This is a genomic window from Actibacterium sp. D185-2, from assembly GCF_054954595.1.
Genome location: NZ_JBPWNX010000031.1, coordinates 1 through 10,686, shown reverse-complemented (window position 1 = coordinate 10,686; position 10,686 = coordinate 1). Strand labels below are relative to the sequence as shown.

General features: G+C 62.7%; 12 protein-coding genes and 2 pseudogenes. 6 read left to right on the top strand and 8 right to left on the bottom strand.

Annotated elements, in window-relative coordinates:
• Positions 1–228: 228 nt before the first annotated feature.
• The 4 genes from ACSR1C_RS19860 to ACSR1C_RS19845 all read right to left on the bottom strand — a co-directional run bounded on the left by ACSR1C_RS19860 (position 229) and on the right by ACSR1C_RS19845 (position 1,861).
• Entirely contained in the window at positions 229–861 is a 633-nt protein-coding gene (locus tag ACSR1C_RS19860) for a DUF6441 family protein (protein WP_460260757.1), read from the bottom strand.
• On the bottom strand, positions 858–1,169 hold the full coding sequence (locus ACSR1C_RS19855; protein WP_460260758.1) for a head-tail joining protein: 312 nt from the start codon (positions 1,167–1,169) through the stop codon (positions 858–860). The genes ACSR1C_RS19860 and ACSR1C_RS19855 overlap by 4 nt, the downstream gene beginning before the upstream one ends.
• Complete coding sequence (locus tag ACSR1C_RS19850) at positions 1,169–1,504, bottom strand: DUF2190 family protein (RefSeq protein ID WP_460260759.1); 336 nt, start codon at positions 1,502–1,504, stop codon at positions 1,169–1,171. Before ACSR1C_RS19850 ends, ACSR1C_RS19855 begins: the two co-directional genes overlap by 1 nt.
• Positions 1,505–1,582: 78 nt before the next feature.
• A complete protein-coding gene (locus ACSR1C_RS19845; RefSeq protein ID WP_460260768.1) occupies positions 1,583–1,861 on the bottom strand; it encodes a phage major capsid protein in 279 nt (92 codons plus the stop codon).
• Between ACSR1C_RS19845 and ACSR1C_RS19840 the strand changes: the two are divergent.
• Positions 1,742–2,437: pseudogene (locus ACSR1C_RS19840) on the top strand (phage major capsid protein); the annotation flags it as partial. The gene ACSR1C_RS19845 and the pseudogene ACSR1C_RS19840 overlap by 120 nt on opposite strands.
• A gap of 1,223 nt (positions 2,438–3,660) precedes the next feature.
• Here the strand turns inward: ACSR1C_RS19840 and ACSR1C_RS19835 are convergent.
• Genes ACSR1C_RS19835 through ACSR1C_RS19820 form a run of 4 tightly spaced genes read right to left on the bottom strand, consistent with a single transcriptional unit; the run spans position 3,661 to position 6,276 of the window.
• Positions 3,661–5,217 (bottom strand): phage portal protein, encoded by a 1,557-nt coding sequence (locus ACSR1C_RS19835; protein ID WP_460260760.1) that lies wholly within the window; start codon positions 5,215–5,217, stop codon positions 3,661–3,663.
• Positions 5,217–5,357: a hypothetical protein gene (locus ACSR1C_RS19830; RefSeq protein WP_460260761.1), complete on the bottom strand. Its 141-nt coding sequence runs from the start codon at positions 5,355–5,357 to the stop codon at positions 5,217–5,219. Before ACSR1C_RS19830 ends, ACSR1C_RS19835 begins: the two co-directional genes overlap by 1 nt.
• Positions 5,354–5,842, bottom strand: a complete 489-nt coding sequence (locus tag ACSR1C_RS19825; protein WP_460260762.1) for a hypothetical protein — start codon at positions 5,840–5,842, stop codon at positions 5,354–5,356. The genes ACSR1C_RS19830 and ACSR1C_RS19825 overlap by 4 nt, the downstream gene beginning before the upstream one ends.
• 44 nt (positions 5,843–5,886) lie before the next feature.
• Positions 5,887–6,276: a hypothetical protein gene (locus ACSR1C_RS19820; protein WP_460260763.1), complete on the bottom strand. Its 390-nt coding sequence runs from the start codon at positions 6,274–6,276 to the stop codon at positions 5,887–5,889.
• A gap of 417 nt (positions 6,277–6,693) precedes the next feature.
• On the opposite strand from ACSR1C_RS19820, the gene ACSR1C_RS19815 reads away from it, so the two are divergent.
• From ACSR1C_RS19815 to ACSR1C_RS19795, 5 genes and pseudogenes are all read left to right on the top strand, one after another.
• The gene (locus ACSR1C_RS19815; RefSeq protein ID WP_460260764.1) at positions 6,694–7,146 is read left to right on the top strand and encodes a DUF2924 domain-containing protein; all 453 of its coding nucleotides are present in this window, start codon (positions 6,694–6,696) and stop codon (positions 7,144–7,146) included.
• Positions 7,143–7,670, top strand: a pseudogene (locus ACSR1C_RS19810) (recombinase family protein); the annotation flags it as partial. The gene ACSR1C_RS19815 and the pseudogene ACSR1C_RS19810, both read left to right, overlap by 4 nt.
• A gap of 234 nt (positions 7,671–7,904) precedes the next feature.
• Positions 7,905–8,096 carry a methylation-associated defense system helix-turn-helix domain-containing protein MAD1 gene (gene mads1, locus ACSR1C_RS19805; RefSeq protein ID WP_460260765.1) on the top strand — a complete coding sequence of 64 codons (192 nt, stop codon included), beginning with the start codon at positions 7,905–7,907 and terminating at the stop codon, positions 8,094–8,096.
• Positions 8,093–9,640: a type I restriction-modification system subunit M gene (locus ACSR1C_RS19800; protein ID WP_460260766.1), complete on the top strand. Its 1,548-nt coding sequence runs from the start codon at positions 8,093–8,095 to the stop codon at positions 9,638–9,640. The genes mads1 and ACSR1C_RS19800 overlap by 4 nt, the downstream gene beginning before the upstream one ends.
• Positions 9,637–10,593, top strand: coding sequence for a restriction endonuclease subunit S (locus ACSR1C_RS19795; RefSeq protein WP_460260767.1), 957 nt, complete (start codon positions 9,637–9,639; stop codon positions 10,591–10,593). Before ACSR1C_RS19800 ends, ACSR1C_RS19795 begins: the two co-directional genes overlap by 4 nt.
• Positions 10,594–10,686: the final 93 nt, after the last annotated feature.

The window sequence follows — 10,686 nt, the reverse complement described above, 5'->3', positions numbered from 1 at the left end:
GTTCAAAGAACCCCCATTCCTCGTCCGACATAAGGTCTCGTGCCAAGCTGGTCTCCATCGCAGATACCAGCTTGAATCACGCCTGAACCGCCGTGTGAATCCCTTTTGTCAACACGACCTAATATTGCGGTCGGCATATTTAGATCCAGAGTGCAATAGATTTGAAACGTCGCTTACGTTCAAAAGAGTGTTCTACGGTGACACCTCCGTCAACGAAAAAATTCGTAGTCAGTCCAACTTGACGTCCACCCAGTTCGCCACGATCAGCCCCGGGACGCTGTCCAGCGCCCGGTCCGCGTCCTGCGCCAGATCCAGCCGCTTCGGCAGCTTCACCTGCGGCACCAGCAGGAAGATTGGCGCGGTGACCTTGCCGCGCCCGGTCTTCGAGCGCGACACCACCGCCTGACCTTTCGTGTTCAGCCGGCCTTCCGCCACCAGCAGGCTCGGGCCCGTCCGTCGATAGACGAAGCGTAGGCGCAAACCGCGCCGCCGTTCCCATTCGCCGGGAGTGATCCGGCCGCCGCGCGTCGATTTCCCTGCAGCGGGCAACGGAATTGCCAGCCAGAACCCGTCCTTCGAGCGGATCAACGTGCCGGTGTCGTGCGCGCCGACGATGACCGGGGCCTTCGACCAGACCAGAGCCGCGGCATCGAGGCTCTCGCCCGCCTTCGGATGGCTCTGGCTGCGGACTGAATTGGCCAGCCGGGGGCCGAGCCCCGCGCCGGTGATCTGCAGCCTCCACGCGGTCTTCAGCCCGGTCCCGGCCTCGCGCATAGCGGCCGTCACGGCGCGTTCGCCCGCCGCGACCTCGGCCGCCATCATCGCGACGATGTCGGGATCGATGTCGAGCTTCAGTTTCACGCGGGCCTCAGATCGACGGTCCAGACAAGCCGTTCGCGGTCGCGGACGGGTTCGCCCTGAACGAGGAATGCCTCGCCTTCGATCTCGATGCGGTCGCCGGGACGCGGGTTCGACACCTCCGCGACGCGCAGGTCGATGCGCGTGGTTTCCGACCAGAGCCGGGCATCGCCGAAGTCGGAAATGGCGTCGGCCTGCCGGGAGACGACGCGCACCAGTACGGGCGTGCCGCCATCGGAGGTGTAGACCCCCTCTCGCCCGATGTTGGGATCCGCGAATAGCGCATCAACGACGGCGGCAAACGCCGTCATCAGAAGCTCGCGTTCAGGCGCACCCGGCCGATCAGGTCGCCCGCGCCGCCAGCAACAGCTTCGGTGGCCACGCCGATCAGCGTATTCGCCGTGGCAGTCTTGGTGGCTTCTTTGTTGGTGTTGTCCCAATAGACCTTGTCGCCTGCGGACCAGGCCTGGGACGCGATCTTCCTCAGGTCGAAGATGCCGACGAGCGCGGCTTCAACCGTCTCTGCATTTTCGGCATTCCCGGCGGCCACGCCGAAAATGGAGCCTACAAGCAGGCCGTCGCCGGAGGTCACGGCGTAGGGCGCGGTCAGGGTGATGGTATTGCCGGGTTGGACGTAGTTTTGCATGGCAGGATCCTTTGCGAAACGGAACGGGCGGCCCGATTGGACCGCCCGTCAGAGGTGAGATGTCAGGGGTGGCTCGATTTATGCGCCCGGGTTCTTGTAGAGGCCGCGCCAGTCGATGGCCTTGGCGCCGAAGTCGAGGCGGCACTTGATCTCGACGCCATCGACGTCGAAGCCGTTGCGGGTCTCGATATAGGCGCCCTGCTGGCCCTCGAGGTAGGCGTACTCGATGGTGTCGATCTGGTTCGGGCTGGCCGCCAGATACCAGGCGGTCTCGCTGGCTGCGTCGAGCCGTGGTTCGCTGATCGGCGCAAGCGTGCGGATCGACTGCGGCACGACGCTGGACGTCGCGGCGGGCATTCGACCTCTGACTTCCCCGAGATCCTCTCGGCCGTCACCAACAAGACCCTCCGGCAGGCCTACGAGGCCTATCCCCGCACCTTCATGCTGTTCTGCCGTCAGGTTCTGGCCACCGACTTCAAGGCGATGCACCGGGTCCAACTCGGCGAAGCGCCGCAGCTGCTGGAGGTCGGCGAGAGCGGCGAGTTCAAGCGCGGCACGCTCGGCGAGAGCAAGGAGAGCTACAAGGTCAAGACCTATGGCCGGGTGGTCGCGATCACCCGTCAGACGCTGATCAACGACGATCTCGACGCCTTCACCCGCATCCCGGCGATGTACGGCAACTCCATCGCCCAGCTGGAGTCGGACGTGGTCTGGGGCATCATCACCGCCAACCCGGCGATGGCCGATGGCAACGCCCTGTTCCACACCACCCACAAGAACCTCGCAGGAACGGGCGCAGCGCTGGCGGTCGATGCTGTCGGTGCAGCCCGCGCGGCGATGGCCAAGCAGACCGGCCTCGACAAGAAGACGGTGCTCAACGTGCGGCCCGCATTCCTGATCGTGCCGGCCTCGCTGGAACTGAAGGCCGAGCAACTGGTCGCGCAGAACCTCGTGCAGGGCCCGCGTCGCCACCTCGTCGCGCGACAGGCCCCGCGTGTTGACCCCGGCATTGCCGAGGCTTTCGCGGGCCAGTTCCAGCAGCGTCATGCCGCGATACTGTCGGGCGGCGTCCTCCAACTGGAACAGTGTCGGGCTGTAGCGGTGGAGCAGCGCGTTCGCCACGGCATCGCGGCGGGTGATGCGCTCGTCCCGGCCGCCGAGGGGGACGGAGACGTGCGGGAAGGTGCGGGTCTCGTCGGATTTCGCGGCGACCTGGTCGAGGATCAGGCGGCGGGACTCGTCCACGCTGACGCCGCGCTTGACCAGATCCTCGGCGAAGCCGCGCTCGAGGTTCAGGCGGCCCGCCAGATCGTAGATCGTGGAGACGCGGTCGCGCTCGGCCTCGCGGGCGCGGGTGGCGACCACTTCGGTGTCGGGCGCGGGCGTTGCCTGCGTCTTCGGCTGGCTGCGCGTCTCACTTGCGTGGACCTTCGGTTCGCTGGCGGCGACCTTCGGGTCGGGCGCAGCCGCTTTCGGCTCGGTCATGGGGGTGTCCTCGGTTTCGACCGGCTCGGTCGGCTGGGGGGTGGCGGGTGCGGCGTCGCTCGCGGGGGTCTGGGTCTTGTCCGTCATCGGGGATGCTCCTTGCGGTGTGGGGGCGTCCCGGCGGTGGAGGACGCAGTCGTGAAGGGGATGCTGGGCGCGGAAACCGGCGGCGGGGTCGGCGCCGACCGCGACGGCGGAGACCTCGAAGGGCGTCCAGTCCACCGCCCGCCAAAGCTCGCGCGCGGCCTCGGGTTTCGAGACCTCGAAGCGGTGGACCTGGTAGCCGATGGAGACCGCGCGGATGTGCCCGGCCTGAATGTCGCGCCAGATTGGCTCGACATCGGCACGTTCGCTGATCCGCACCAGGGCGATCCCGCGGCCGTTCTCGATCCGGGCAGAGCCCGGCACGACCGAGCCGATCACCGCGTCGAGCGTGTCGAGCTCGTGCACCTTCAAGAACGGCGCGCCCGCGTTCAGCCGGTCGAGCCGGACATGGGCGGGATCGAGGCTCAGCTCCTCGTCGTAGGGCTCCCCGAAGAATGTCGCGCGCCGGACGCGGGCCCCGGCCGACCAGACCACCTCGACGGTGCGGCTGTCGGCATCGGCGGTGTTCGGCGCAAGCTCCGCCGACCGGCGCATGGCCGGCAGTTCGATCATCGTGTCCATGAAGGTCAGTCCTGTTGGTCGGCCTGCGCTGGGTCATTGTCCGCGTCGGCGGCCGGGTCGTCGGCGGTGGCGTCGTCGGTCGCCGGATCGTTCGCCGGATCGCTGGTCTGCGCGCTGCCGGTCTTGGTGACGCGGCGCGGATCGCTGTCGAGGACCAGCCCCAGAGCATCGAGCTTGGCGTTGGTCGCGGCGATTTCGGCCAGCACGGCATCCGGATTGCGGCCCTGTTTCGCGATCACCTCGGCCAGCGTCATGGTGCCAGAGCGGATCGACAGCAGGTTGGCCATCGCGTCCTTCTGCGGATCGACCGCCTCGAACTTCGGAGGGGACCACTCGACGGGCACGTCCGGTGTCGGGATCTGGCCTGCCGCCCATGCAGCCTCGGTGAACCAGCGCCAGTTGGGCGCGCAGAACATCGGGATGAACAGCTGCCACTGCACTGCGTCGATCATCCGGCGGAACTCCACCAGTCCGGCGCGGATGGATGAGTAATTTACCTGAGACAGATCGCCGGTCAGCAGCTCGTAGGGCACCCGGAACCCGGCCGAGATCGTATGCAGGCTTGCCCGCTTGTATTCAGCATATCCGCCCGTCGCGGACGGTTGATTAAAGCGGATGTCCTTGCCGCCGCGGGCGTAAGCGATCAGCCCCGGTTCGAACTGCTCGACCCGGTTGCCGTCGGCATCCACCACGGAAGGCGCGATGCCCTGCTGGGCTTCATCGTCGCCAAAAACAATGGCAGTCACGCAGGCCTCGGTCTTCTTACGGACCAGTTCGGCCACCTCGTAGTCGTCGAGATCGCGCAAGGACCGGATCACCGGCGCGCCCCACGGCACACCGCGCGCCTGCGTCCGCTGTTTTTCATACACATGGGCGATCTCGGTCGCGGGGACCGGGCGGCTCTGCAACCCGTTCTGCAAAGCCCCATAAGCGTCGCCCGGGTGCTCGGTATGCAGCCAATAGGCACGGCGCTTGCCGACCGGGTCGAACTCGATCCCCTGGACGAGGCGTCCAGCACCGAGCGCGCCGGATTTCGTGGCGTCGAGGAAATCGGCCTCCAGCACCTGCAGTTGCAGCGGCACCGGCAGGCCGTCGCTCGCGCGCCGCAGGCGGCGGCGCACCAGCACCTCGCCAGCTTCGACCATCTCGCGGCAAATCAGCGTCTGCAGCCCGTAGAAGTCGAGCTGGCCGTCTGCATCGGCAGCGTCCGACCACCGTGCGAACAGCGCATCGACCTTTCGATCCAGCTTATCATTTCCGCTGGCGGCACGTGGCATGATGCCCGCGCCGACGATGTTGTTGACCAGCACCGCTACGGCTTTCGCCGCATGGGGATTGTTACGGACCAGATCGCGCATCCGGTCACGCAAGAGCCCCCCCGCCACGCCAACCTCGGTGTCGGCCGATGTGCCCGGCGCGCGCCAGCCTTCGGTGCGCCGCCCTTTTGCCGCGCCGTCATATCCCCGCGTCAGGCTTTCGAACGCCTGCCTTGCAAGAACGCGTCGGGCCGCAGCGCGCGGTGCCACCGTGGCAATCGCATGGTCAAACCAGTTCGCCAACATCAGCGGTCTCCACGCGAGAAGCCCGCGAGCCCGGCGATTGGCACCGGTTGCGTGGTGCCCGCGATGGCGCGCTCGATGGTCCGGATGCGGGCGAGCAGATCGGCCAGCCGCTGGTCGGCGCTGATGATGGGGAGGCTCACTGGTCAGCCCCCTGCGCGAGGATCTCGACCTTCAGCGTGCCCGGCCGGACGGTGCGCGCGGGCTCGAAGCCATGACGGATCGCTTCGGGCCAGGCGGCGTATTTACGCTCCGGCACCTTGAAGGAGAGATCGACATATTCGGCCGGATCGTCGCCTGCATCGCGGATCCGCGCGACCATGTCGGCCAGTCGGTCCTGATCCCAATCCACCCGCTTCGGCAGATCGGCGACCACGGTGAAATCACCGTCGTCAAAGCGGACTGTGCCGGTGTCCTTGCCTGCGGTCTGACGTTCCTCGGTGGCGCGAGTGGCGTAGCGGACAGCCAGTCCAGCATCGAAGCGGGTCTTGGCGGCCTTGTCGCGCTTCAGACGTTCATCGATCTCACGCTGCAGGATTGCCAGCAATTCGACCGGCAGCGCCGCGATTTCTGCTGCGCTGAGGGATGGCAGATCGTCGGGCGTGGGAGTGTTCTCGGGGAATGGCATGAATGGGTCTCCGTGATCGGTGAAACAAGATTGGAAAGCGGGCATCACGCGCTCGCCCTGCGTCTCGAACCGGTGGCGTCGCAGGGCTCGCCCTGTTCGGCGAGCAGCAGCTCGGACAGCGAGACAGCGGCGGCTTTGGGTTTGGGCCGGGCGACGGCGATGTAGGCGAACTGGTCGGGCCCCACGCGCTCCTGGACGAGATGCACGAGACCCTGCTCCGCGGCCCAGAAGGCCCGCGATCCAAGCCTGCTCAATTCGGCCCGCGCCGCATCCGACAGCCCTGAAAACACGGGGAAGATGTCGAGCACTAGAAAGCCGCGGTGGTATTCCAGACGGTCGCCGGGAACGGCCTGCGCCACCCAGGCGGCAAACTCGATTTCCGACAGCGGTCGGCTGGCGCGGACCGTGATAAAGGGTGTGGTTCCCATGAACATGATCTCCTCCTGTTCCCTCTACTCAGGCCGCTGCCGCATCGTCCCAAGCGGGACCGAGACCGCTTCGGTGTCTTGATTTGAAGCGTTGTGCTGGTCGTCCGGCTGACCCGTGTCGGCGTCGGCGTAGACCGCCACGAGAGGCGTCCCATCCTGGTGGGCAGGCCTTCGCGGTGGCTTTTGATTGGTAACGACACCACAAATCACGGCTGCCCGAAACATGAAGCGACCTAACCCGTTTCCGCCCGACCAAATGACGCCCATCGAGCGCCGCGCCGAGCTATGCGGCCTGCTGGCTCTCGGGTTGGTTCGATTGCGGATGCGTGATCGGCCGGAAGTATCTGACGAAATTGGAGAAAGTAACCTACACTATCCGGCCGACGAATGGCGTCATGCAACTCCAACTCAACGGAGAAATGCATGACCAAACAAGATCCCATTCCCGCCCGCCTGGCCGCACTCAAAACGACCTCGACGCCTGACCTGAAGGCTCAGTGGCGCGATCTGTTCGACAGCGAACCGCCGCCGTTCAACCGCCGCTACCTTGAGAGCCGACTGGCGTACCGCATCCAGGAACTGGCCTATGGCGGCTTGAAGCCGGAAACCGTGAAACGGCTGGAAACTCTCGGCGAGCAACTTGATGGCGGCGATCGCAAGAAGAGCCGCGTCCGCGCCGACCAATTGCCGATCGTGGGCACGCGGTTGATCCGCGAATGGCAGGGTGTCGAACACATTGTCACGGTCACCGCCGACGGTTTCGACTGGCAAGGGCGGCCCTACAAATCGCTGTCGGCCATTGCCCGCGCCATCACCGGCACACGTTGGAACGGCTGGGTGTTTTTCGGGCTGAAAAACCACCGGAGGCGCGCATGACCAAACCGATTGTCCGGAAACTGCGCTGCGCGATCTACACGCGCAAGTCGTCCGAGGAAGGGCTCGAGCAGGAGTTCAACAGCCTGCACGCGCAACGCGAGGCCTGCGAGGCCTACATCGCCAGCCAGCGCTCCGAGGGTTGGGTGCTCGTCCGCGATCAGTATGACGACGGTGGAATCTCCGGCGGCACGCTGGACCGCCCGGGCCTGCAACAGCTCATGGCAGATATTGAGGACGGGCTTGTCGATGTGGTGGTCGTTTACAAGATCGACCGCCTCAGCCGTTCGTTGGCAGATTTTGCCAAGCTGGTGGAGGTGTTCGACCGCAATGACGTGACCTTCGTGTCGGTGACGCAGTCGTTCAACACGACCACGTCAATGGGACGGCTGACACTGAACATCCTGCTTAGTTTTGCCCAGTTTGAGCGAGAGGTCACCGCCGAGCGCATCCGCGACAAGGTTGCGGCCAGCCGGAAGAAGGGCATGTGGATGGGCGGCGTATCGCCGCGCGGAGATAAGGTTCAAGGCGCGCACAGGCGGCATCGACTGGACCATGGGCAGAGCTAGAAGGATTGGGCGGGACTCGGCTCAGATGCCTGGACATCGAAGACAGTGACACAACCCGACTACAAGGAGCGACACGCCCAAAGCCAGCCCGATCTCATCAGAACTCTGAAACTGCTTGGAATTCCCGCCTTGTAGGAATCCGCAATTTTCCATAGAAATCTCAAAAGGGATGATTATGGGAAAGAGCTTCGCATGGCAGATGACATCATGACCATTGATGAAGTTGCTGACTATCTCAGGATCAACAAGAAAACCGCTTACCGCCTCGCGGCCGACAGCAAGCTGCCCGGCTTCAAGGTTGGCGGCACCTGGCGGTTTCGGCGCGTGGATATTGAGGACTGGATCGAGCGTGAAGCCAGTCCGAAGAAGGACAGAAAGAGATGACAGGCCAGGAACAACGCGCGGCGCTTCAACGGAAAATCTGGGACATCGCGAACGATGTGCGCGGCTCGGTCGATGGCTGGGACTTCAAGCAGTATGTCCTTGGCGCGCTCTTTTATCGCTTTATCAGCGAGAATTTCGCCGCTTATATCGAGGCGGATGACGAGAGCATCAACTACGCTGGCCTTCCCGACGATGTCGTCACCGATGACATCAAGGATGACGCGATCAAAACCAAGGGCTATTTCATCTATCCCAGCCAGCTCTTTGCCAATGTCGCCAAAGACGCCAACACGAATGACAGCCTGAACACCGATCTGGCGCAGATCTTCGCGGCGATCGAGTCCTCTGCCAACGGCTACCCCTCCGAGCAGGACATCAGAGGTCTCTTCGCGGACTTCGACACGACCAGCACGCGCCTTGGCAATACGGTGACGGAAAAGAATAGCCGCCTTGCCAAAGTGCTGAAGCGGGTTGCAGAACTCAATTTCGGGGACTTCCACAACAGCCAGATTGATCTGTTTGGCGATGCCTACGAGTTCCTGATTTCGAACTACGCCGCCAATGCGGGCAAGTCCGGCGGAGAGTTTTTCACCCCGCAACACGTTTCAAAGCTAATTGCTCGACTTGCCACCCATGGACAGGAAACAGTCAACAAAGTCTACGATCCCGCCTGCGGCTCTGGCACATTGCTGCTGGAAGCCAATAAGGCCGTTCCAGAGCACACCATCCAAGAAGGCTTCTTCGGGCAAGAGATCAATCACACCACCTACAACCTCGCCCGCATGAACATGTTCCTGCACAATATCAATTACGACAAGTTCAATATCCAGCGCGGCGATACGCTCACCCAGCCGCATTTCCAGGACGACAAACCCTTTGACGCCATCGTCTCCAACCCGCCCTATTCGGTGAAGTGGATCGGCTCGGACGATCCTACCCTGATTAACGATGACCGCTTTGCTCCGGCGGGAGTGCTGGCACCCAAATCAAAGGCCGATTTCGCCTTTGTGCTTCATGCGCTTAGCTATCTCTCGGCCAAGGGCCGTGCGGCGATCGTATGCTTCCCGGGGATCTTCTATCGCGACGGCGCGGAGAAGAAGATCCGGCAATATCTGGTCGATAACAACTATGTCGAGACGGTGATCGCGCTCGCCTCCAACCTTTTCTACGGAACGACCATCGCGGTGACGATCCTGGTCCTCGCCAAGAACAAGACCGATACGGCCATTCAATTCATCGATGCCAGCGGCGAAAAGTTTTTCAAGAAGGCCACCAACACCAATCTGATGACGGACGATCACATCGGGCGGGTGATGGAGATTTTTGACCGTAAGGAGGACGTCAACCATGTCGCGGCTTCGGTGTCCTATGAGACCATCGTGGAGCGGAGCTACAACCTTTCGGTCAGTTCCTACGTCGAGCCGCGCGACACGCGCGAGGTTGTGGACATCGATGAGCTGAATGCCGAGATCAGAACCACGGTTGAGAAGATTGATCGCCTGCGCACCGACATCGACGCCATCATCGCGGAGATCGCCACATGAGCGCGGCGGGCTTTCTGAAAAAGCTGCTTGATGGGGCTGAGGTGGTGTGGGTGCCGTTGGGGGATATTGCTCAGTATTCAACGACCCGCATCGGTTCCGATCAGCTCAATGAGTCAAACTATGTCGGAGTGGACAACCTTCTTCAAAACCGGGCTGGGAGGGTAGATTCAAACTACGTTCCTACGTCCGGCAATCTTACAGAATTTAAGGAGGGCGACGTCCTAATCGGTAACATTCGTCCCTACCTCAGGAAAATCTGGCACGCAGATCGGAGAGGTGGAACCAATGGGGACGTTCTGGTGGTCCATCCAACAGACTCTGTGTTGAACTCGCGCTATCTTTTTCAGGTTCTGACCGACGAAGATTTCTTCGAGTACAATATTCAGCACTCCAAGGGCGCAAAGATGCCTCGTGGAAGCAAACCGCACATTCTACAGTATATTGTCCCCATCCCGTGCCCGGATGATCCGGAGAAGTCGCTGGCGATACAGGGGGAGATTGTCCGGATACTCGACAGCTTCACCGAGCTTACCGCCGAGCTTACCGCCGAGCTTACCGCCGAGCTTACCGCCGAGCTTACCGCCCGCAAAAAACAGTACAACCACTACCGCGACCGGCTTCTCAGCTTTGAAGGGGGGGATGTAGAATGGAAACCCTTGGACGAGATTGGTGAGTTCATCCGTGGGAAGCGCTTTACGAAAGCCGATTATGTGGATGAAGGCATCGGCGCGATCCACTATGGCGAAATCTACACCCACTACGGCGTTTTCGCGCACAAAACGCTTTCACAGGTAAGAAGCGATATGGCAGCGTCGTTGCGGTATGCTGAGCCGAATGATGTTGTAATCGCGGGCGTCAGCGAAACGATCGAAGACGTCGGCAAAGCGGTTGCGTGGCTCGGAGAAGAAAAAGTCGCGATCCACGATGATGAGAGTGTCCGATCTTCTGTGTAACTTCGGTTTGGTCCATGCTTCCTGAGAGGAGCAAGGACGATGACGATTTCCAAAGAACTGCTGGACGAACTTCTGAAGGGCTGCGAGCGGCCT